Source organism: Campylobacter concisus (genome assembly GCF_003048405.1).
In the GTDB taxonomy this organism is placed as follows: domain Bacteria; phylum Campylobacterota; class Campylobacteria; order Campylobacterales; family Campylobacteraceae; genus Campylobacter_A; species Campylobacter_A concisus_Q.
Genome location: NZ_PIQS01000004.1, coordinates 47,097 through 68,051 on the forward strand (window position 1 = coordinate 47,097; position 20,955 = coordinate 68,051).

The 20,955-nt window shown below is 41.7% G+C and carries 32 protein-coding genes and 1 pseudogene; 24 read left to right on the plus strand and 9 right to left on the minus strand.

Annotated elements, in window-relative coordinates:
* Positions 1–2: 2 nt before the first annotated feature.
* The 6 genes from CVT18_RS07970 to CVT18_RS07995 all read right to left on the minus strand — a co-directional run bounded on the left by CVT18_RS07970 (position 3) and on the right by CVT18_RS07995 (position 3,630).
* Positions 3–488, minus strand: coding sequence for a DUF1804 family protein (locus tag CVT18_RS07970; RefSeq protein ID WP_021088424.1), 486 nt, complete (start codon positions 486–488; stop codon positions 3–5).
* A complete protein-coding gene (locus CVT18_RS07975; protein WP_107824414.1) occupies positions 481–879 on the minus strand; it encodes a phage protein Gp36 family protein in 399 nt (132 codons plus the stop codon). Before CVT18_RS07975 ends, CVT18_RS07970 begins: the two co-directional genes overlap by 8 nt.
* Before the next feature lie 152 nt (positions 880–1,031).
* Positions 1,032–2,000, minus strand: coding sequence for a major capsid protein (locus CVT18_RS07980; protein WP_107824415.1), 969 nt, complete (start codon positions 1,998–2,000; stop codon positions 1,032–1,034).
* A 10-nt stretch (positions 2,001–2,010) separates the two neighbouring features.
* Positions 2,011–2,337: a hypothetical protein gene (locus tag CVT18_RS07985; RefSeq protein ID WP_107824416.1), complete on the minus strand. Its 327-nt coding sequence runs from the start codon at positions 2,335–2,337 to the stop codon at positions 2,011–2,013.
* Position 2,338: 1 nt separating this feature from the next.
* On the minus strand, positions 2,339–3,187 hold the full coding sequence (locus CVT18_RS07990; protein ID WP_107824417.1) for a phage protease: 849 nt from the start codon (positions 3,185–3,187) through the stop codon (positions 2,339–2,341).
* Positions 3,178–3,630, minus strand: coding sequence for a hypothetical protein (locus tag CVT18_RS07995; RefSeq protein WP_107824418.1), 453 nt, complete (start codon positions 3,628–3,630; stop codon positions 3,178–3,180). The genes CVT18_RS07990 and CVT18_RS07995 overlap by 10 nt, the downstream gene beginning before the upstream one ends.
* Positions 3,631–3,780: 150 nt before the next feature.
* Between CVT18_RS07995 and CVT18_RS08000 the strand changes: the two genes are divergently transcribed.
* From CVT18_RS08000 to CVT18_RS08070, 16 genes are read left to right on the plus strand one after another with little or no spacing between them, the layout of a single operon-like run.
* Positions 3,781–4,215: a glycoside hydrolase family protein gene (locus CVT18_RS08000; protein WP_107824419.1), complete on the plus strand. Its 435-nt coding sequence runs from the start codon at positions 3,781–3,783 to the stop codon at positions 4,213–4,215.
* Positions 4,212–4,628 carry a DUF5675 family protein gene (locus CVT18_RS08005; protein WP_107824420.1) on the plus strand — a complete coding sequence of 139 codons (417 nt, stop codon included), beginning with the start codon at positions 4,212–4,214 and terminating at the stop codon, positions 4,626–4,628. The genes CVT18_RS08000 and CVT18_RS08005 overlap by 4 nt, the downstream gene beginning before the upstream one ends.
* Positions 4,628–4,990, plus strand: coding sequence for a hypothetical protein (locus CVT18_RS08010; protein ID WP_021083911.1), 363 nt, complete (start codon positions 4,628–4,630; stop codon positions 4,988–4,990). The genes CVT18_RS08005 and CVT18_RS08010 overlap by 1 nt, the downstream gene beginning before the upstream one ends.
* Entirely contained in the window at positions 4,983–5,219 is a 237-nt protein-coding gene (locus CVT18_RS08015) for a hypothetical protein (RefSeq protein WP_107824421.1), read from the plus strand. Before CVT18_RS08010 ends, CVT18_RS08015 begins: the two co-directional genes overlap by 8 nt.
* A 1-nt stretch (position 5,220) precedes the next feature.
* Entirely contained in the window at positions 5,221–5,604 is a 384-nt protein-coding gene (locus tag CVT18_RS08020) for a hypothetical protein (protein WP_107824422.1), read from the plus strand.
* Positions 5,597–6,223, plus strand: a complete 627-nt coding sequence (locus CVT18_RS08025) for a phage baseplate assembly protein V (protein ID WP_107824448.1) — start codon at positions 5,597–5,599, stop codon at positions 6,221–6,223. Before CVT18_RS08020 ends, CVT18_RS08025 begins: the two co-directional genes overlap by 8 nt.
* A 2-nt stretch (positions 6,224–6,225) precedes the next feature.
* The gene (locus CVT18_RS08030; RefSeq protein ID WP_087586299.1) at positions 6,226–6,510 is read left to right on the plus strand and encodes a GPW/gp25 family protein; all 285 of its coding nucleotides are present in this window, start codon (positions 6,226–6,228) and stop codon (positions 6,508–6,510) included.
* The gene (locus CVT18_RS08035; protein WP_107824423.1) at positions 6,507–7,589 is read left to right on the plus strand and encodes a baseplate J/gp47 family protein; all 1,083 of its coding nucleotides are present in this window, start codon (positions 6,507–6,509) and stop codon (positions 7,587–7,589) included. Before CVT18_RS08030 ends, CVT18_RS08035 begins: the two co-directional genes overlap by 4 nt.
* Positions 7,586–8,140: a phage tail protein gene (locus CVT18_RS08040; protein ID WP_107824424.1), complete on the plus strand. Its 555-nt coding sequence runs from the start codon at positions 7,586–7,588 to the stop codon at positions 8,138–8,140. The genes CVT18_RS08035 and CVT18_RS08040 overlap by 4 nt, the downstream gene beginning before the upstream one ends.
* On the plus strand, positions 8,133–8,918 hold the full coding sequence (locus tag CVT18_RS08045) for a gp53-like domain-containing protein (protein WP_107824425.1): 786 nt from the start codon (positions 8,133–8,135) through the stop codon (positions 8,916–8,918). The genes CVT18_RS08040 and CVT18_RS08045 overlap by 8 nt, the downstream gene beginning before the upstream one ends.
* 10 nt (positions 8,919–8,928) lie before the next feature.
* Positions 8,929–9,294 carry a hypothetical protein gene (locus tag CVT18_RS08050; protein ID WP_107824426.1) on the plus strand — a complete coding sequence of 122 codons (366 nt, stop codon included), beginning with the start codon at positions 8,929–8,931 and terminating at the stop codon, positions 9,292–9,294.
* Positions 9,278–9,424 carry a hypothetical protein gene (locus tag CVT18_RS10315; protein WP_199907367.1) on the plus strand — a complete coding sequence of 49 codons (147 nt, stop codon included), beginning with the start codon at positions 9,278–9,280 and terminating at the stop codon, positions 9,422–9,424. Before CVT18_RS08050 ends, CVT18_RS10315 begins: the two co-directional genes overlap by 17 nt.
* Entirely contained in the window at positions 9,421–10,035 is a 615-nt protein-coding gene (locus CVT18_RS08055; protein WP_107824427.1) for a hypothetical protein, read from the plus strand. The genes CVT18_RS10315 and CVT18_RS08055 overlap by 4 nt, the downstream gene beginning before the upstream one ends.
* Positions 10,036–10,037: 2 nt before the next feature.
* Positions 10,038–11,201, plus strand: a complete 1,164-nt coding sequence (locus tag CVT18_RS08060) for a phage tail sheath family protein (RefSeq protein ID WP_107824428.1) — start codon at positions 10,038–10,040, stop codon at positions 11,199–11,201.
* A gap of 10 nt (positions 11,202–11,211) precedes the next feature.
* The gene (locus tag CVT18_RS08065) at positions 11,212–11,727 is read left to right on the plus strand and encodes a phage major tail tube protein (protein ID WP_035144811.1); all 516 of its coding nucleotides are present in this window, start codon (positions 11,212–11,214) and stop codon (positions 11,725–11,727) included.
* 28 nt (positions 11,728–11,755) lie between these two features.
* Positions 11,756–11,989: a phage tail assembly protein gene (locus CVT18_RS08070; protein WP_107824429.1), complete on the plus strand. Its 234-nt coding sequence runs from the start codon at positions 11,756–11,758 to the stop codon at positions 11,987–11,989.
* A gap of 135 nt (positions 11,990–12,124) precedes the next feature.
* Here the strand turns inward: CVT18_RS08070 and CVT18_RS10205 are convergent, their stop codons facing one another.
* Positions 12,125–12,292, minus strand: a complete 168-nt coding sequence (locus CVT18_RS10205; RefSeq protein ID WP_159071496.1) for a hypothetical protein — start codon at positions 12,290–12,292, stop codon at positions 12,125–12,127.
* Positions 12,293–12,336: 44 nt separating this feature from the next.
* Between CVT18_RS10205 and CVT18_RS08075 the strand changes: the two genes are divergently transcribed.
* The 5 genes and pseudogenes from CVT18_RS08075 to CVT18_RS08095 form a co-directional block, all read left to right on the plus strand.
* Positions 12,337–14,577 carry a phage tail tape measure protein gene (locus CVT18_RS08075; protein WP_107824430.1) on the plus strand — a complete coding sequence of 747 codons (2,241 nt, stop codon included), beginning with the start codon at positions 12,337–12,339 and terminating at the stop codon, positions 14,575–14,577.
* A 4-nt stretch (positions 14,578–14,581) separates the two neighbouring features.
* A complete protein-coding gene (locus tag CVT18_RS08080) occupies positions 14,582–14,953 on the plus strand; it encodes a phage tail protein (RefSeq protein WP_107824431.1) in 372 nt (123 codons plus the stop codon).
* Positions 14,946–15,137 carry a tail protein X gene (locus CVT18_RS08085; protein WP_107824432.1) on the plus strand — a complete coding sequence of 64 codons (192 nt, stop codon included), beginning with the start codon at positions 14,946–14,948 and terminating at the stop codon, positions 15,135–15,137. Before CVT18_RS08080 ends, CVT18_RS08085 begins: the two co-directional genes overlap by 8 nt.
* On the plus strand, positions 15,131–16,102 hold the full coding sequence (locus tag CVT18_RS08090; RefSeq protein ID WP_107824433.1) for a phage late control D family protein: 972 nt from the start codon (positions 15,131–15,133) through the stop codon (positions 16,100–16,102). Before CVT18_RS08085 ends, CVT18_RS08090 begins: the two co-directional genes overlap by 7 nt.
* Before the next feature lie 65 nt (positions 16,103–16,167).
* A pseudogene (locus CVT18_RS08095) lies at positions 16,168–16,572 on the plus strand (phage tail protein); the annotation flags it as partial.
* A 60-nt stretch (positions 16,573–16,632) separates the two neighbouring features.
* On the opposite strand, the gene CVT18_RS08100 reads toward CVT18_RS08095, so the two are convergent.
* Positions 16,633–17,616 (minus strand): hypothetical protein, encoded by a 984-nt coding sequence (locus tag CVT18_RS08100; RefSeq protein ID WP_103559441.1) that lies wholly within the window; start codon positions 17,614–17,616, stop codon positions 16,633–16,635.
* Positions 17,617–17,878: 262 nt separating this feature from the next.
* On the opposite strand from CVT18_RS08100, the gene CVT18_RS10545 reads away from it, so the two are divergent.
* The 3 genes from CVT18_RS10545 (at position 17,879) to CVT18_RS10555 (ending at position 18,885) form a co-directional block, all read left to right on the plus strand.
* Positions 17,879–18,100, plus strand: a complete 222-nt coding sequence (locus CVT18_RS10545; protein WP_234410316.1) for a hypothetical protein — start codon at positions 17,879–17,881, stop codon at positions 18,098–18,100.
* The gene (locus CVT18_RS10550; protein ID WP_234410317.1) at positions 18,094–18,315 is read left to right on the plus strand and encodes a sulfatase-like hydrolase/transferase; all 222 of its coding nucleotides are present in this window, start codon (positions 18,094–18,096) and stop codon (positions 18,313–18,315) included. Before CVT18_RS10545 ends, CVT18_RS10550 begins: the two co-directional genes overlap by 7 nt.
* 69 nt (positions 18,316–18,384) lie before the next feature.
* Positions 18,385–18,885 (plus strand): sulfatase-like hydrolase/transferase, encoded by a 501-nt coding sequence (locus tag CVT18_RS10555; protein WP_265094537.1) that lies wholly within the window; start codon positions 18,385–18,387, stop codon positions 18,883–18,885.
* 46 nt (positions 18,886–18,931) lie between these two features.
* On the opposite strand, the gene glyS is transcribed toward CVT18_RS10555, so the two are convergent.
* Positions 18,932–20,950 carry a glycine--tRNA ligase subunit beta gene (gene glyS / locus CVT18_RS08110; RefSeq protein ID WP_103628686.1) on the minus strand — a complete coding sequence of 673 codons (2,019 nt, stop codon included), beginning with the start codon at positions 20,948–20,950 and terminating at the stop codon, positions 18,932–18,934.
* Between the last annotated feature and the right edge of the window lie 5 nt (positions 20,951–20,955).

Genomic DNA, 20,955 nt, shown 5'->3' on the forward strand with positions numbered 1-20,955 from the left:
CCCTAAACGTCAAGCTCTTCGATAGCTTTGACGAATTTTTCGCTCTCGATGAGTTCTACGAGTTTTTTGATACACTCTTTGTTCTCGTCGTCTTTAAATTTATCGACTACCAGCATAATGACCTTTTTGGCGATGCTTAGACGGTATGCCGCCGGATTTTCGTAGCTTGCAACTTTGGTCATCTTAACGAAGCTGTCGCCTATCTTTGAAAGCGCCTCGGCCTTTTTACCCGCGGGCAGTTCACTTTCTCTTATATCTTTGACCGCCAGGCGCATCTCTTCGATAAAGTTTTGATAGATGTTTTGCTTATCTTCGCCACTTTTGTTTAGATAGCTTGCGGCTTTTAGTTCGTCCCAGTCGCCGTTTTGAGATTTGTAATTTTTTATGGTTTTTACGGTCTTGTTTAAAATTTCAGCTATGCGCTCAAGGCTGAAGCCTTTTAAATATAGCTCTTTTGCTAGCTCTTTGATATTCGGTTTCTCAGCCATTTAAATCCTTTAAGTCCATTTTTTTCTCGCTGTGCCTAAATGCTCTTATACCGAGCCTGGGTGCACTATCGTCTTCTATTTGGCTCGGAAGCTTCTTATTAGCCATCTTCAAAAGTAGGGCATCCATCTTTTCTATCTGCTCATTCAGCGCCTCTTTGGGAAAGTTGTTGCGCTTTTTGAGCTCGATAATAGTCAAATTTACGCCGATGTCTTTTAACAGCGGCGTAGGGTTTTGTGGAAGTTTGATGAAAGAGGAGATATAAGCCAAGGCATCGTTTACGCTATCGTCTATGACGCCTTGATTAACGGCGCCGCTTCCTTCAAAGTCGCTGAGCTCTTGTAGCTCTCTAGTAGAAACTTCTTTTAGTAGATCCTCGTTTGTTAAAACCATTATTTTGTCTCCAAATATTTTAAACCTTTTGACCGTATTCGTTATTAGCCTTTAGCGAGCGTTAAAAGCGCGTTAAAACGTTTAAAATATTTTTCTCGTAGTTTTAGTCGTTTTTGATTTAAAAGGACGTGAAGCCCTTTTAAATCGATTTGCTACATTTTTAGCTCGATGATTGCGTCAAGCCTATTGCAGATCGGAAGCGGTCTGCTTTCGCTAACAATTCCCCAGCCCATACCTTTGTCAAGCACCTCTGGAGCCGCAGCGAAAAATTTTGTCGGAGCCTTTCCGATGGCAGACGTATGGTTTGCTCTCGTATAAACTACCTCAAAGATGTCATCCATCAAAGGCACTACTACGCCTTTTTTTCCGCTCATGTAGCTCGTATCTTTGCCCTTCGTGTTTTTATACGAGGCATCGTAAGGCATAAAGGTCTTGCCAAAAAGTTTAAGAGTTAAAACGCCGTTACTGTCAATGACTTCGCAGGATTTTAGCTTTAGAATCTCCTGGGCTTCGGCTAGTTTAAGCAGCTCGCCAAAAAGCTCTCTAGTTACTAGCGCGATATACGGCTTTGCAACGCCTAATACCTCTTTTTGAGCTGCTTCGATATCGCTCAATAATTCCAATAACTTAGTCGCATTCGTGATAGTTATCTCTTTTCTATTTGCACTAAGCTCAAACAGCACCTTTCCTTTGCCGTCCATTACCTTACCGAAAATAGCGCCTATGGCCATATATTCTACGGTGTTGGTGATCTTACTCTTTTGGCTAGCTAGTTTTTTGCCGATAGCAGCAGACAATGATTTAAGCTGCTCGCTTTGGGTATTGAGCGTTCTTAGTAAATTCATCTCGCTAGCCGGGAGAGTATCGTACTGCGGGAAGCGAGGAAGCGGTACAGAGATGATAGTTTGGTCAGGGTTTTTTGTCACCAAGTGCTCTCCGTTTTCGCTAACGCTTTCAAGGATTATGCCTGCACCTTTTTCGATGATAATGTTATGGGTATTGGAAAGCGTCGGAGTCCATTTTTTAAAAAACGTATCCGTTATAAAACTTTGATCGGCCTTAGTCTGATTTATGATCTCAGTCATCGCCTCGACCGTAAATTTTTTTAAAAGTTCATCCATTTTTATCTCCTTATCTCACTATAATTTTTTGTTTGAATAGTGCGGTTTTTAGCTCCGCAGCAGCGTTTTCCAGTATTACCTCGCCAAGAACCAGTACGTCTGCTTCTTTGGTGGTTTCTACGTTGTCGCATAGCACCCCGAATACTGCTTGGGCGTTTGCAATGGTTGTAGTTTGGTTGTCGCTAGTTACGGCCGCAAAACTCTCGCCGCCGTTAATGCTAAATAGCACGGCTCCGCATTTTAGAGCCTTTGTAGTCTCTACCTTGGCGTTAACTCCGAGCACCTTGCTTACGACCACATCCCCGATAGTCTTTGGCTTTTTTTGTTCGTTAGGCATTTTATTCTCCTCCTAATGCAAATTTAACGACGTCTATTTCCACGTCCGATTGGTTTTTGTTGGCAAACATATCGTTACCGGGCGCGCTCGTTTTTTGTTGCGTCGGTATAACGCCTTTTAAAAACTCTTTAAAGCCGTTTAAATCGGCTTTTGCGTAACTGAGTGCCCACTGCTTTTGGCTTTCTTGCAGCTTATTTGCGATAATAGCTGTGTCTACCGCGCTTTGAGCTAGTTGTTCTTTTAGTGTAGCAACCTCTTGTTTAGAGGCGTCAAGCTGATTTTTAAGCTCGACTATCTGGGTCTCGTAGTTTGCGCCGTTTTGCGTAGCAACCTGAGCCTGCGGCTCGCCTTTTGGATTTTTAGTATCATCCATGTTTGTCTCCTTAGTAAAATTTTTATTTGCTCTCACTTCGCCCAGCTCGTCAAGAAACGGCTTATTAGTTAGTGCCGCCGAGTGCAACGTGCACCCCTGCCAAGCTCCGGTTTTTTCGTCTACACCCATAAAGTCGTAAACCGGGCTAAGATATTTATATTCGCCGTTTTTGATAAATTCTTTTGCTTTGGCCGTCCAACTTACGCGCCCGTAAAGCGCGCCGTCTTTTATAAAAAGCTCTTTTATCCAGCCCGCGGCAGGCGCTATCTCCCCGCTTAAAGTTTGGTGCTCGTAGTCGATCACTATGTCTAGGCTGCGTTTGTCGAAATTTAGTTTCATCTTTTCGATATCGGCGGCGTCTATACTAAATGTTCCTCCAGCGTGTCCTTGCCAAATGCCAGTTACAGCCAGGCAAATTTCGCTTAAAACTCCTTCTTTATCGTCCTTTAGCGCGATTAAGTCTTTCGTTATGAGCATAAGAATTCGTCCTTTTCTAAAAGTTGTGTTCGTATCTGCCTGGTGAGCACGTAGACGTAGCCATAGTCGGTAATATCGTTTAGCGACGCCTTAGCGCTTTGGGGCTCTATCCTAAACTCGTTACATAAATTCGAGTTTCTTAGCTTTTTGTCTATTGCCTCGCATAGAGAGTAGGCTTTAAATTTATTGGCTTGTCGGTAGTTTTGATTTTTGTTTGAAGTGCAGGCTAGTATATGGATATTATACGTCACGCTTCGTTCTACTACGTTTTCGTATTTTTCATCCACGAACTCCACGAATACGAAGCTCTCGCCGCCTTTTATCAATAACTCCATCTCTTCTTTGTTATTAAACTCGCCCAAATATGCTCTAATTACCGAGCTTTTTGGTTCGGTCACTTCTTTAATCGTGTTTATAAGTTCTTTTTCAAATTCTTCCAGCATTTACCGCCTTTGGTGTATTTTTGGCGCAATTATGAAATGTTTCGCGCCGAGAATCTATTACAGAACTTTGACAAAGTTTTTTGACAAAAATTTGTGATAGATTTTGGGGCGGGTATGGCGTAATATTGCGGCAAAAGTTTGGAGGATGCCATGACCTTAATAGAAAAAATCAAAGAAAATGAAGGTCTTAAAGATCATAGATACGAGGATAGCCTGGGAAGAGCAACCGTGGGCTACGGCTTTTTGCTTGCCGCGCTTACGGCCGACGAGCTAGCGCTAAACGGCGGCAAATACGAACCCATGAGCAAAGAGACGGCCGATAAAATTTTAGAGCTCAAGCTTGAAAAACTAACCGCCGCAGTATTCGCGACGTTTGATTGGTTAAAGGAAAAACCGCAAAACGTCCAAGAAGTAGTGATAGAAATGGCCTATCAGTTAGGCATTTCAAAGGTGAAAAAATTCGTAACCACGATGCACCATATAAGAACAGGCGAATACGAAGCCGCCTATCAAAGTGGCATGAATTCTCTTTGGGCGAAACAAACTCCAAACAGAGCAAAAAAGGTACTAGGAGGCTTATTGTGAAGCTAACGATAACGCGCTTTAAAAATATAAGTGACGGTACGATAGGAAAGTTTGAACTGTGCGAAGCGGACGAAAAGCCACTACTTTCAGGCTACACCCTTGAACCCGCAGGCGAAGACTGTGTAACACCAGGGCGAGATCTGCGCGTGCCGCAAGGAGTATACGAGGCGGCGTGGGAGTATAGCCCGCGCTTTGGACGGGTTCTAGCGACGCTTTTTAACGAAAAGGTAAGCAAAAACCGCCGTATACTCATTCACGCGGGAAACTACCCCAAAGATACGCTAGGCTGCGTTTTGCTAGGCGCGAAAGCGGACGAAAGAGGGGTTTACGATAGCAAAAAGACGCTTGAAGCCTTTATGGAGCGAGCCAAAAATAAGCCGCTAACCGTAGAAATCATAAACAAGGGTGTTTGATGGGCTTTTCAACAACTAAACTTTCTATTGTAGGTTTTGCCTTGGCTGCGCTTTTGGGTTTTGCTTGCGTAAATTTGTTTCTCGAAAAATCAAGGCTAGAGGGCGAAAATTCCGTCTTGCTTAAAGACCTTGAAAGCGCAAAAGAGAAAAACGAGCGACTGACTAAGGACTACGCTACGGCCAAAAATAACCTAAACGCCTGCAACGTGTCTCTTTCTTTGCAAAACGAAGCTATAAAGGCCGCCGCGGTAGAGATCGACGACACTCCGTCAAAAGAGGCCGAGAGAATAAAGAAAATCTACGTCAAAGATAAAAGCTGCGAGGCTGAACTAGCTGCATATAAGGAGCTATTTCGTGATTAGGATTTGGATTTTTTGTCTGTTTGCTTTGATATTTACGGGCTGCGCAGCCAAACCTCAAACGAGCGAGCCGCACATAGTTTATCAAGAAAAATACGTGCCCGTAAAATGCAATGCAAAGATGCCCGATAAACCAAAAGACGACGGCAAATTTGAGACGCATAAGGCAAAGATGATCTATTACCGCAATTGCGAAAAAAAGCTGAAACAATGCCTGGGAATAAAGGAATAAAATGGAAAATAGCCTAAATTTTAGCGACGAGATCAAAGAGGCTACGGGACTTATAAACTCCGCCGGAGCTTGGGGAGCGAATGAATTTTTAGTCTTTATGGTAATTTTCGGCTTTATAGTATTTGTAGTGATCTTTTGGCTGCTAAATAAAACCGCGAACAAAAACGCCGAAATTTTGGTGGATATTTCCGTAAGAAGTAACGAAGCTATAAATAACAACACGACCGCTACCAGAGAGCTAGTGGAAACGCTACGCACCGAAAACGGCGCGAACCGCCAAAAACTAAACGAAATTCACGAAGACGTAAAAGAGATAAAACAAAACGTGAGACGAAGGCGACCTATTAAAAATAATAAATTTAGTGAGCATATTGGCGATGAGTAGGGAATATTTTATAGAAGTCGCAACGATTAGCGAGGTTCGCGGCGACAAGGCAAGAGTAGCCGTAGGCTCGATGGTTACCGATTTTTTGCCGGTATTTCAAAGCTTCTCAAACTCCTTTGCCGTAAGCTTTTCGCCCATTAGAGCGGGCGAACAGGTTTTAGTCTTGCCTGTTAGAGGCGATCTAAATAGCGGCGTTATACTTCGCGGACTCTACCAAAGCGCGCACAAAGAGGAGCCGACAGATAAAAAGGTACACGTAAGCTTTGAAGACGGCGTAAGCATGAGCTACGATACGGCCGCATCGACTCTTGAAATCAAAAGTCCAAAATCGATAAATATAACCTGCGAAAACGCAAATTTGAACGCCAGAAACGTAACCGTAACGGCAAACGACACCGTCGTAAAAAGCCCGAGCATAAAGCTACTTGGCAACACTTTGATACAAGGGGCGATAAATACAGCAGGAAGTGGTGGTGGTAGTGGTAGCTTTGAAATAAACGGAGATGTAAGGATCACTGGCTCAATCACAGCAGGTGGCAATGCAAACTTTGGTGGTAGCGTAAGTGATGCGCGTGGCAACCTAACAGATCATACAAATAACGGACTTGCGAGGGATTAATGATGAAATATCTCATTGATATAGAAAACTCTATCAAAGACATACTTCTAACTCCGCTTGGCTCAAGGGTGATGCTACCTGAGTATGGCAGCAGAATTTATGAGCTAATAGATCGCAAGGTAGATGATGAATTTCGTGCTGATCTGGCGTGTTTTGTGATAGAGGCGGTTGAGAAATGGGAAAAGAGAGTAAAGATCGATGAAGTTCGTCTTGTAGGTCTAAAAGATCATAAGCTAAATTTTAAGATCGTTTTAACGAGTGGTAATGAGATAGGAATTGAAATATGAAGCTAGAAAATTTACCATATCCAACCGTTATCGAAGAGCTAAATTTTAACAAGCTTTTAAAGGGCATTAAAGAGCTCTTTAAAGGCTATCTAAACGATGACGAAATTTCTTTGCTTGAAAGCGATCGTTTCTCCGCGCTTCTTGAAACGCTTGCATATCGTGAGCTTTTGCTAAGGGCTAGGATAAATGAGAGCGTAAAAAGTATGCTTTTACCTTATGCCTCAGGCAGCGATCTTGACAACGTGGTAGCGATCTATGGTATCGAAAGGCTTCAGGGCGAAAAGCCAATGGCCGACATCGAACTAACTTTATCTATCGTAAAAGATAGCGATACCATCGTGCCTGCAAAGAGCGTATTTAGAAGCGAAAAAGGGGGTATCGCCATCCTCAAAGATAGCGTAGTCATCAAACGCGGCGAGCTAAAAGCCACCGGTAAAATAGTTCTTGATGAGTTTATTAAGGAAAGCACGGTCAAATGCGAACTCATTCAAACTCCGCTACCTTTTGTGCTCAAAGCCAAACAAACATCAAATTTCACCGGTGGAGCGGACAAAGAAAGTGATGAGAGGTTGCGCGAGCGAGCTGTGCTTTCGCTAGAGAGATTTTCAACCGCTGGAAGTGCAAAAGCATATATTTATCAAGCATTATCTGCAAATGCAAAGGTTGAGGAAGTAAGCGTGCTAAACGGCGGGCCCGGTATCGTGAATGTCTATCTAAAAACCTCTGATATGAGCGAGGCTACGCGTCAAAGCGTAGAGGATCATCTAGGCGGCGAAAAGGTTAGACCGCTCACCGATACAGTGAACGTCAAAAACGCGACTATCAAAGATATAACAATTAGTGCGCAGCTTGAACTAACGGATATGTTTTTACAAGATGAGATCGATAAAACGATAAAGACAAGTAGGAGCAGCCTAAGCTTAGGCGAGGATCTAAATTTAAGCTATATCTACAAGCTACTTCATCAAGATGGCGTTTATAGGGTAAATTTAAAAGTTCCCGCTACCGACACAAAAGTAAATAATGATAGCTTTATAAGGCTAAATTTTAATCTAAGCTACAAAAAGGCCGAGCTATGAGCCTGCTACCAAATCACAAAAGCAAATTTGATAAGCTACTTGATGAGCTATTCGGGCTTAGATTGGGTGGTCTTGACATTGGAGTAATCAATACACTTGCCGATTCTTGTCCTGCCTCTTTGCTGCCGATTTTAGCAGCCAGCTTTGATGTAGATATAGACGGGCTCAATGAAACGAATGCTAGATGGCTCATAAAAAACGCCTTTAAAATTCACTTTTACAGCGGTTCGTTTTATGCTGTGAAAAAAGCGGTGCAAAGCGTAGATAGTGGTGCAATCATCATCGAGGGCAATCTAAGTCAAAAATATGACGGATCCATAAGGCATGATAAAAGCAGGCTTTATGGTAGCAACACGCACTGGGCGGAGTATAGCATCATAGCTAGCATCCCCCTTTCAAAGCAAAAAGCAAAACAAATAAGCGAAGCTGCAAAGAGTGCAGCTCCTGCAAGGTGCGTGCTCGTAAGCATAGATCATAGAGCAAGCAGTGTGGTCTATGACGGGCAAATAAAATATAACGATCAATTCAACTATGGAGCATACAATGGCTAATCTAAAAGAAGAAAACAAGTGGGAAGAAGGCATCTATCAGCTTGAAGTAACCGATCCGGTAGTAGGTGGGATAGATGGCATCAGTAACAAACAAGCAAAACAACTGGCAAATAGGACGAAATTCTTAAAAGAGAGCATAGACACATTTGCTGACACAAAGCTTGACAAATTAGCGCAAGCCGTAGATAGTGCAAAGCTAGGCGGACTGACCTCTGATGCCTTTGCAAAGCTTAATGAAGAAAATACCTTTACTAAAAATATAACTATCGGTAGCGAAGGTATATTTTACGCAAACAACAACGATAGCCACTTTTTGATAGCAGCTAAAAACAAAGGTCAAGCTATAGGTCTTGGCACCCCAAAACCTGACGGCTCACCAGTATGGCACTATTTCACGCATGAGGGTTTTAAGACAGACGCTGGCGTCAATGCCGGCATCCTAAAAATAAAAGGCGTGAATACGGATGAAATCTACCTAAAAAAAGATGATGATGCTTTCTCTAGCTCAAAAAGCGAAAATGGCTATACAAGGTTACCGAACGGACTGATAATACAATGGGGACTAGCTCTAGTGGAAAAAGGAGACAATACAGTGCCAACGCTTTTTCCTATCGCATTCCCAAATAAGTGCCTAAATGTTGTGGCAACACATCTAGGGCTTGATAGAAACGTAAGCGCGATAATAGTAGGTGGAACGATGACAGCAGCGGGCGTTGCATTTAGACATAATTGGGAGCACACTGCAACGCACATAAGCTATCTAGCAATCGGATATTAAAGGAGTAAAAATGAAATACGCACACTACAACAAAGAAACAAATGAAATCTTAGGCTTTTACGATGATGACATTCACGAGATTCCAGAGCCAAATATCAAAATCACATATGAACAGTGGCAAGAGGCTATCAACACAAACGCAAACTACGTAGGAAACAACAAACTCATATACAAACAAAAAGAGCTAAGCGCGGAGGATAAAAAGCAAAATGAGCTAAATGAGCTTGAAACGCAAATAAAAGAGACAGAAGAGCTTATCCGTAATGCTTTGCTTATCGGTAATAACGCAGTTTTAGAGGAGTTAAGGGCTGAATACAAAGAGCTTTTAAATCAAAAAGAAATTTTAAAAGGTGAAGACAATGAGAAAGAAAATTAAACGTTGCAATATTTGCAGTAGCAAGCTTGATAAAAATGGTGATTGTCCGTGGAACGGCTGCCCAAAATGCCCAAAGTATGAAACAGATGCAAAAGAGTTAGAGCAGCCAAAAGAGAAAGGTAAAAAATGAGAATATCTAAAAAACAAATTTGCCAAGTCATAAAAAATATAATCATCGAACTGCCGTTTGAAATTTTGGCATTTTTCATAGTGCCGATCGCAGTGGCTTTTTGCAAAAAAGAGGATGAACGCCTGCCAAAGTGGGCGGCGTGGTTTGATGATCCAGACTATGGCATCAACGGAGATGATGGCTGGGGAAACAAGCACTTTCCAGGAAAAGAAAGGACATACTACGCTCGTTTGCGCTGGTTGCTTAGAAATCGTATTGGGGTCTTTTCGGTCAAATTTCTAGGTGTGAAAGTAAAAGACATCGTGCCATCAAGTGTGATCACGCAAGGCAATCCGAAAGTCACATCAAACGGCGGCATAGTCTCTGACTGGTGTCTAGTGATCTGCAAAATGAAAAACGGCAAAGAGCGTTTCGGATATTACCAAACTATCAGATACAAAGGAATTTTAAGTGGCTTTTATTGTCGTATCTATGTAGGTTGGAAATTGCTCGATGTGGCAGGTATGAATGAGATAAACGCAGAAAAGTATCTTGAGGCGGACGACAAGCCTATCTTAAAATCAGTGTGGGCAATCAACCCATTTAAGAGAGTAAATCAAAAAGGAGAATAAAAATGGCAGCAAAATTTGGTGTAAACGTAACCGTATCAGCTGAGGCGGCAAGACCTATAGCGGTAGAAAGTACTACGCCTATTGGTATAGCAGGGTATGAAGAGGTGTTAGAAAATGGTCTACATTTTTATATGACAACAGCAAAGGCACTTGAAGCTCTTGAAGCAAAATACAAAGCAAAAAAGGATGCAAGCCAAGCTTTTAAAAAAGGCTCTATTTATAGGGCTTTAAAAGGTATTGAAGATCAGGCTGTAAATACGCAAATAATTTTAAGCGTATTCACCAAAGACGACGATAGCGATACAAACGACGAGATCACCGAGTGCAAAAAGGCCGTAGCGGAGCTAACCAAAGCAAAATCTCGCTTTGGATATAACCCTAATCTAATCATAGCGCCTGGATTTAGCCAAGAAGACGCCGTAAAAGGCGAGATAGAAAAAGTAGCTACCAGGCTAAAAGCGACCGGCATCGTAGATCTAAAAGCCCAGGACGCGGCCGCAGCGATAGTAAAGATGGGAGACTTCGGCACTAGAAGGCTCGTTGCGGCGTATCCTAACGTCAAGGTTTGGGATGATGAAACCAACGCTTACGTCTATGAGGGGCAAAGCGCGAGAATAGCCGGCATGATAGCTCATACGGACGGCCAGAGCGAGTTTGGATATAGTGACAGCTACTCAAATAGGGTTATGATAGGAGTTTCGGGCACGGAAATAGACGTAGATTTCGAGCTAGGCGAAACCTGCACCGCGGACGAGCTAAGGGCGGCAAAAATTTCGACCGTCATTAGAGAAAGCGGCTTTAGAGCGTGGGGCGGAGAGACTAGCGATCAAGATACTATATGGAAGGATTTAGCGCGAGTTAGAGTGTTTGACCGTATTTCGCAAGCTTGCCAAAAAGGGGTGCTATTTGCGATAGACAAAAAAGCAGACCAGCTATATCACGCCAAAAGAAGTGTTAGTGAGCTGCTGCGCGGTCTAGTTGGGGCAAAAGTATTGCTCGGATACGAGCTATCTTGGAGCGAGAAAAATACGCTGGCCAATATCACGGACGGTAAATTTTATCTAGACGTCAGAATGCAAAACAATCCGATCGTTAAGCAGCTTACACTTGATTTTATCTACGTGGATAAATACGGCGAAACGCTTATGAACGATTTAAATAAATAAGGAGTAAAAAATGGTAAAAAGACAAATTCCTCAGGTTATCCAGGAAGCAAACGTATTCATAAACGGTCAAGGATATTTGGGCGTAGTTAAATCGCTCACTATACCAAAGATAGAACAAGAGACGATCGAAGCCAAAGGGGCTCTTGGAGGCAATTTCGCAAGCGGAACGATAAAGCCGGTGGAAATGGAGTTTAAGCTAAGCGTGCTCGATAGGAACACATACTTGGGTTATGGACTCAACACTTGGAATAACAGAATTCCTTTTTTATTCAAGGCTAGCATCTTTCAATCCGGCAAAGGCTCTCCCGAACCTTTTTCTATGGCGGTTACCGGGGATATTACCGAGATAGATCCGGGAAGCTTTGAAAGCGGTAAAGAGATGGAGGTGAGCGTCAAGCTAGCCGTTCATTTTTTAGATATAAATATAGGCAAAGTCCCAGTAGCGCTACTAGACGTCGAAAACATGATATGCCTTATAGGCGGTGTGGATTATTTGGCGCAAGTGCGCTCAAATTTGGGCGAATAAATAAAACTAAAATTTAAAAGGATATATGATGAGAAAAATGACGATTAAGTTGCCTATTAACGGCAAAGAAGTAGAAATTTTCGCGCCTACGGTTAGAGTTATGAAGCTAGCCGGGCTTGAAAAAAGCGACGACGAGAGAGCGATCAAGCTAGTAGTTAGCTGCGCTAATATGTCAAGCGACGAAGTAGAAAGCCTTGATATGCTTGATTTTAAAGCGATCGAGGAGGTGATTAAGGATTTTTTGCAACCTGCGAAAAAATAGGCATAAATAACGAGGCCGTAGCGTCGGTAGCTTACGTTTTGGGGTTCGGCTATAACGAAATTTTAGATTTAGACATAATAGATTTTAGCGAGTTCGTTAAAATTTCAGAGCGAATTTTAAAGGCCAAAAGCGGAGTTAGTTAGATTTTTTTAATATTCTAGTAGCGTTTAAAACGGCGCCAACTCCGCCTATTAAGCCGCCTAACAAACCTAGTCCGAAAAACAAAGCGATTAATGTCTGCCAAAACCCTACCGGCGAGGCATAGAAAAATAAAAATATAAAAATCGGAACAAGAAAAGCCATTTTAAATCCTTTTCACGGATTATAGCATATATTAAAGGAAAATTATGGACAACTCGCAAATCGGTATTAGTATAGGCCTAGCCGTTAAAGGGTTAAGTCAAATTTCGGAGTTAAAAAAGGGATTCGACGGTTTAAAAAGTAAAATTTCGCAGGCCAAAAACGCCGTTACGAGCCTAGATAGCGCCAAGCTTTCCAGCCTATCGGCGCAAATAAAATCGGCAAGAAAAGAGCTTTTTAGCGAACTTACCTTAAATCTAGGCGCTATCGCCAACTCTGCGGCTATCGGTTTGCCTATTAAGCTAGCCATCGACGACGAAGCGGCGTTTGCCAACGTTAAAAAATACGTAGACGACACCGATGAAAATTTAACTACGTTAAAAAATAGCATGAGAGGACTAAGCACCTCGCTAGGAAAAAGCTTCGGCGATATCGCTCAAATAGCCGTAGGTGGCGGTAAAATAAATTTAAAAGGGGACGAACTAGTAGTCTATACGAAGATGCTAGCTACCGGCTCGGTCGCGTTTGAAATGAGCGCGGACGCCTTGTCTCGCGCGGCCAATAATATGAAAGTCGGCTTTAAAATGGATAATTTAGAGCTTTTAAACGACTTTTTCGACCGAGTAAATTTGCTCGATAACAAAGTAACCAACGCAAATGCGGACGAGATATTCGAAGCTACGGCGCTAACGGCCGCAAATGCGAGTCTAATCGGATTAAGCGCTACTGATGCGGCCGCCATTAGCTCTACCATGCTAAGCACCGGTAAAGCTACGTCGGTCGTGGGCACTAGCTTAAATGCGCTTTATTCGACCCTATCGATGGCGGATAAAAAAGGCAAAGCGTTTCAAGAAGCGTTAGCTAGTATCGGTATGGACGCCGGGTATCTAAAAGCGGCTCTGGCTAAAGACGCCGCGGGCGCGATAACTACGTTTTTAGAAGCGATTTCAAAAGCCGATAAGGATAAGCAAGCGGGGCTTTTATACGATCTAGTGGGCGGAAATTTTAACGACGAAATCGCGGGGCTCGTCACCAACATAGACGCCCTTAAAGAAAACATGAGATTAGCCCGCTCAAACGAAGCGATAGGATCTATGCAAAAAGAGCTTCAAACCAAGCTAGATACTACGAAATCAGGCATAGAAAGATTGACGCAGGCGTGGAGAAATTTAGGCTCAAATCTTGGAGAGACGTTTTTACCGCTTGCGAACCTCCTTGCTTCGGCGCTGGGCGGGATAGCCGGTACGCTTGGCGAGCTAAACTCTAAGTTTCCTACGACGAGCACCGTAATAGTAAGCGCGGTTGCGGGTTTTATGATGTTTAAGCCGCTTTTACTTATCGGTAAAATCGCGCTTTTAAGCGTTGCGGACGGCTTTTTGGGCGTCGTTAAAATGCTTAAATTTTTAAATCCTTTAAATTTGGTAGCGGCGGCTAGGTGGAGCGCTCACGCGTTTAGTTTAGCGGGCGCGACGCTCGCGGCGAAAGCCCATGCGTTTAGTATGCTATTAGTAGGCGCTAGGCTAAGATCTGCGTTAATACTAACCGCGGCTTGGAGCGGAGCTACGAAAATCGCCGCGGGTGCTTCTTTGATACTAGGTAGAGGGCTAGCTTTTTTACGTGCCGGCTTTATAGCCTCCGCGGCCGGCATGAAGATAATGCGCCTAGCCCTCATCTCTACCGGAATCGGGGCTTTGGTAGTAGCTCTCGGGGCGGGCGCGGCATGGATTATAGAAAATTGGGATAAGGTGAAAACCTTTTTTGAAAACATTTGGGAGAACGTAAAGCCTTATTGGGAGGCTACTTCAAATTTCTTTAGTTCAATATTTGACGGGGTCGTAGAGTGGTGGAGATCTATATTCGGAGGCTTTTTTGATTGGGTATCCGAGAAATTTAAGTGGGTCGTAGATACCGTTAGCTCTATCGGCAACGTGCTCGGGGCGGCTACTGATTGGACGAAAGACGCTCTTGGTATAGGAGACGGCAAAGAGAGTAACTGGTATAACCCCTTTTCTTGGTTTAACGACGAAGAACCTCAAAACGCGCCGATAAAGGCCAAAGAGACCTTATTCGCGGCGTCTAACCCCGCCTCCCCGCAAGCCACCGCAGTAGCGGCTACCGCAAGCGGGGCAAATATCAATATAAGCTTTAACGGCGATTTTTTACTTAATTCAAATAACGGCAAATTCGATCTGGAAAGCTTTAAAGCTCAAATCACAAGAAGCGTCAAAGAGGCGCTTAAAAGAGATGAATTTAATAGCGTCAATACAGAAATAAGAGAGCAAAGGTAGAGATATGGTCTTAAATTTAGGAGGCTTTAAATTTAACTGGAAACAAGTAGGCGGTATATCTTTGGAGACCGAGTTTGGCATAAGCTCGCAGGACCGTATCCAAAATCATCCGGCTTTATTTGCGGCAAATTTAGGAAACCAAATCGTGAACATAGAGGGCCAGACCATGCCCTATAACGGCGACAAACAAACGGCATTAAAAAGGCTTTACGAGCTAGCGCACAGTAGGCAAAGCTATGCGCTAACCAACGGAAACGGCAAATATTTTGGCAGGTTCGCGGTTGTTAAAATCAGCGAAAAACAAGCTGTATTTACCCCAAACGGAGCGTTTTTTACGCAGAGCTTTAGTTTGGAGCTCAGGAGAGATTATGACTAAAATTTACATAGCTAAGGATAACGATAGGCTCGATACTATCGTTTACGCGCATTATGGGTATTTAAGATTTTTTGAGCAGGTTTTAGCCCTAAATCCAAAACTAGCCGCTACGCTTAAAGCGGGCGATAGGGTATTTTTGCCCGAGATAAAAGAGAAAGCCAAAGAACAGGCCAAATTATGGTAAAACACCCGAATTTCAAGCTCGAAGCAAACGGCAAAGATATTACGGAGATTATCAAAGCAAATCTCATCAGTCTAAATTTCGACGACAAGGAAGGCAGCAAAAGCGACGAGATAAGCTTTAGCGTTAGCGGTATATACGCCAAGCCCGTATTCGGAGATAGTCTTAAACTTTGGCTAGGATATGGGGAGGATCTTTATCTTTGCGGCTCGTTTAGCGTCCAGACCGCAAGCAGAGACTACAAAAACTACGCTACGGAAGTAAGAGCCACTGCCGTAAACTTCGCAAGCCCTCAAAAAATCAAAAAGCGCAGAAGCTGGGAGAACACCACCGTATTTGAAATAGCAAGAAAAATAGCCGACGAAAATAAACTTGCCGTAAAAACGTCCGGACAAGATCAAAACATCGCCTCCGTCTTGCAAAACGACGCGGGAGATCTAGATTTCTTGTATGGGCTGTGCTTTGATTACGGCTTTATCATGGCTGTCAAAAATAACACCATCGTCATAGCCGCAAAAGATGCAAAGGGAGACGAAACGCAAACGTCAAATACCCCTAAAAACGAGAGTTTGCCTAAATTTACCCTAAATTTAGCCGAGCTTTACTCGTTAGAGATTACGGAGGCAAACAGAAACTCTTACGGAGCGGTCATAGTAGAGTGGCAAGACATAGAAGCGGGTAAAACAAAGAGTATTAAGGTGGGTGCAGGAGATCAAATCTACAAGATGCAAATAGCCCAACCAAAGAGCGACAACGAGGCTTTTAGGCAAGGCGAAGCAAAGCTAAACGAGCTACAAAAGGGCGGCATAAACGGCAGGTGTAGTTTACCCGGCGCAAATATAGTAGCAGGCGGAAAGCTGAAATTTAGCGGTATAGCGGGGCTAGAAGCAAACGAATTTAGTATAAAGAGCGCAGGTCATAGATTAAGTACGGATAATTACGAAATAGAGATTGAGTTTGAGGGGTGAAAAATCTCATTTTTTACATTAAGGTTAAAAATGAGAAATTTTTTACAAAAAAAGTGAGACGGGTTAAAAACCTGCCTAAATTTGAACTCAGTCTCAACGAGCTTTTCTCTCTTGAAATCACCGAGGCAAATAGAAATAGTTATACAGCTGTCGTGCTTGAATGACAAGATGTGAGCGAGGGAAAGACAAAGAGTATCAAGGTAGGAAGTGGCGAGCAGGTCTATAAAATGCAGATCCCACAGCCAAAGAGCGATAATGAAGCCTTCAAACAAGGTGAAAGCAAGCTAAATGAATTGCAACGCGGCGGTATAAATGGTAGATGCTTGGTACCTGGTGCAAACATAGTAGCAGGCGGAAAGCTAAAATTTAAAGGTATTCCAGGACTACAAAACAATGAATTTAGCATTAAAAGCGTGGAGCATAGGCTGACAAGCAAAGACTATACATGTGATGTGGAGTTTGAGGGGTGAGGCCTGTAACCACTTCTTGCTTTTTAAAGTATAGCTAAAATAAGAAAAAGAAAAACAAGGTTAGTTATATTCAAAAACTTTATCAGTAAGCAAAGAATCAGGATTTTTTAGCCTACGTGCTGTAACGTCATCTCTTAATTCCAAAAATTTAATAAGTTCTTTATCCAGTTCTTTTTCGTAAAATTGTCTATTAATTTGAATGGCACCAGATAAACTATAATTTTTTCCATCAGTACCGGTACGAAATAGTGGTAACAAAACTTTCTGAGCTACTATTATTTGCCAGTGATAATACATTATCCCCTTATGTACATATACGTCGGACCATTTTATAATTTTATTAAGAATAGAAAATTCTATTGGAAATTTTATATTTTTTCTATTATTTTTTATAAAATTAAAAATTTCATCCATTTTAAATTTTTGCTCTTTGCCATCTTTATCTACAAAAGCGATTATTCCTAATGCTCTTAAAATAGCGACCTCTATTGCTTGTCTTATCAGAAATACAGATGCTGACGAATAAGATATACCACTATAGTCAACTAGTCTCCTTACAATATTCTTTGACGTACTAAAAATCTCTCTTCCGCAAAAAAGTCTTCTTCTTCCGCTCTTTGTTGTTTGTGGATTTTGAAATATTATTTCTTCTATTTGCCACATCACTTCATTAATATCCAGTATTATGTCGTTAAGTAACGCCAATAAACCCTTAACGTAATTATTACTATTTGCTTTTATGTTGCTACCGTCTTTATCCTCCTGGCATATTCTTTTTAGGTCAGACTTTACTTCTTCTATAGTGATACTCATAGCTAAAACATGCATTTTGTAATTATCTCTTGTAATGTCTGAGAAAATTTGTTCTGATATATGTTCTAATGGATATTCTTTTGTAATTCTATATTTTGACTTTATACTAGATAGCCATTGTAAGTAGATGTCTATTTCATCTAAAATTTGCTTTAGAGAGACTTCATGTTTATTGCCCAACAACAATTTTAAGGTTGATTCTATTTGTCTATATTTTTCAATATTTTCCATAAGTCATCTTTTCTTATATGTATGTTTGGTTTATGCTATTATATCTATATTTAAAGAGTGTTTAAATGTCCTTTAACAAATGTAGACGGCTTTAGAGTCATCTTGTATTTAAAATGATAGTAGAAAGATAAGTTGATTGAACTCTCGCTCTCATTTTAAATGCAAGATACTCTCATTTTAAATGCACGCCGATACATATTTTCATTAACGCCTAAAATTTTTATACCATTTTTTAGAGAACACTCGAATTTAAGAACCGGCATTGCTACCATACTATCCCGCCTACTCGGCTGCAAAGCTAGTAAAATCGATCACACAAAAACCACTACCTTTTACTTATGTAGCAGATGATGCGGTACTAGCTGATGATAAAAAGAAAATTTTAGTTTTGATAGCTGGCGAGACGCAAAGAAGCAGAAACTACTCACTAAATGGCTACACCAAAATGATACGAATAAATTTACTAAACAAAAAGGTGTGGTAAGTTTTACAAATTTCTACTCATGTGGAACAGCCACAGAGACTAGTGTACCTTGCCTATCTTCAGACTTAAAGCGAGAAAATTTTAGTAACCGTGAAGCAAAAGCTCGAGAAAATTTAGTTGATATCATCAATAAACTTGGCATAAAAACATACTTTTTTGGCAACAATAGTGGCAGCTGCGAAAAAAATAGGAGTAGTGGTTTGCGACAATCTTGATCAAAACCATACTTCAGATCACAGAGCAGAAGGTTTTGACGAAGTGATATTTGATGAGGCAAAAAGGTCATCGAAGATGCAAATTCCACCACCTTTATCGTGCTACATCTGCAAGGCTCGCACGGCCCTATCTACTACAAAGGCTACCCAAGCAAATTTAAAGAATTTACCCCAACTTGCGATACTGCCGAGCTAAACAAATGTACACCAGAAGAGATAGCAAACACCTACGACAGCACCATTTTATACGAGGACTATCTACAAAGCGAGCCGATAAATGCCCTTGAAGCAAGAAAAGATAAATTTGAAGTCACTATGTTCTTTTTCTCAGATCACGGGGAGAGCCTAGGCGAAAATGGCATATATTTACATGGTCTGCCATATTCTATCGCTCCAGATGAGCAAAAACACATCCCAGCCATCATCTTTTCAAGCGATAGTGAGCTTTTAAAAAGGCTAAAAACTAGGAGAGATGAGAGCCTTTCACATGATTTTATATTTAGCTCAGTTCTTGGATATTTTGGGGTAAAAACTAAGGCTTATGAGCCAGAATTTGATATTTTTAGGTAGTAAATTTAAAGCCAGCCTAGGCAAGAGCCTGAAGCTGGCGTAAAATTTAAAAGCTGATCTCTTTTATGTCAGCTACTTTTAGTATCTCACTATAAATTTGACCGATGATCGCGACGCGATTGTTTCGCACTTTCTCATTTTCAACATTTATCATAACTTTGTCAAAAAACTCATCGATCTGCGGTTTTAGAGCAAATAGCGCTTTTAGCCTTGGCTCGTATGCTAGGCTCTTATCAACCGCCTTAAACGCATTATTTAGGGCTTTTTCAGCATCTATCTCAAAGAGGCTCTCATTGACCTTGCTAAATTTATCGTCTTTGATGATATTTGCAAGGCGCTTAAATGTAGAGAAATTCTCTCTAAAGCTTGGCTCGCTAGAAATTTTAGCAAGTGCTTCTATCATCTTTGTTAGCTCCAAGATATCCTTTTCGCCGCTTTTTATGCACGCTTTTACGATAGAAGCGTTTGCGTCAAAGAAGGTGTAGAGCCTATCAAGGATGAAATTTATAAGCACTTCAACGTCAAATTTCTTATACTCTTTTGCGATATCTTCTAAAATTTCTTTTACGTTAAATTTCAAATTATGTGCCAAAACGATCTTTATCACGCCATTTGCCGCACGTCTTAGAGCGTATGGATCTTTGGTGCCGCTTGGGATTTTACCGATACTAAAGAGCCCCATTAACGTATCAAGCTTATTTGAAAGCGCCACAACCGAGCTAAAGACCTTGCTTGGGCACTCCGCCTCCTCGCCGTCTGGCAAATACTGCTCTTTTATGGCTAAAACGACATCTTTATCCTCGTTTTTTGCCTTTGCGTAGTAAGCGCCCATGATGCCTTGAAGCTCGGTAAACTCATAAACCATCTGAGTTGTAAGATCAGCCTTGCTTAGCATCACAGCTCGCTCAAGCTTAGCCGCGTACTCGCCAGCTTCTTTTTTGAGTAGCTCATCATAGTTGCTAGCAAGCTTTTTAGCTACTTTTAGCTCTCTAAGCTCTTTTTCGTAGATGCTTCCAAGCTCTTTTAGATAAGTTATATTTTTTAGTTTTTCTGGACCAAATTCGTGTGCTAGGTCGCTTTGCCAAAAGAACATCGCATCACTCAGCCTTGCTCTTAGCACCTTTTCGTTGCCCTTAATGATGAGCGAATAGTCCTGCGTTATGGCGTTACTAACGACTACAAAGCCATTTGCGAGCTTATTATCTTTAAAGACTGGGAAGTAGCGCTGATTTTCTTTCATGGAAGTGATGATGACCTCGCTTGGCACCTCCAAAAATTCCTCTTCAAACGAGCCAAGAAGTGCTGTCGGATACTCAGTGATCGCCACGACTTCAGCTAACAAGTCTTTATCGATTTCGATCTTTAGCCCGCTTTTTTGGCTAATTTTTTCAAACTCAACAAGGATTATTTTCTCTCTCTCATCCGCTTCAAGCACGACACCACGGCTCTTTGAGCCTTCAAAATACTCTTTTATATTTAAAATTTTTATCTTGTCATAGCTAATGCTTCTATGCGGATAGGTTGAATCACCGCTCTCTATGCCAAATTTATTAAATTTTATGACCTCATCGCCAAGTAAACACAAAAACGATCTTATCGGGCGGATAAACTCGAACTCGCCGTTGCCCCAGCGCATAGACTTGCCAAAATTTAGGCTCTTTAAAAACTCCTCAACCATGTCACCCATTATCTTGGCAACCAGCTCGCCTTTTACCTCTTTTTCGTAGTAAAGCACCTCTTTCCCGTCTATCTCTTTAAATTTAAGCTCACTTTCATCTATGCCGCATTTATTTGCAAAGCTAAGCGCAGCCTTTGTGAAAGCTCCGTCTTTTAGTGCCACTTGCTTTGGTGCACCGATAAAGCTAGCCACACTATCTGGCTGAGCTAGTGGGAATTTCTCATGGAAAAAGACTAAACGACGCGGCGTATAATAAAATTTAAAAGGACTTACAAGATTATATTTTTCAAGAACAGCCTGCCATTTAGCATTGATATTTGGCAGCTCCCTTAAAAACGGTATCGCTGGAAGCTCTTCAACTCCGATCTCTAATAATAACTCTTTCATATTTC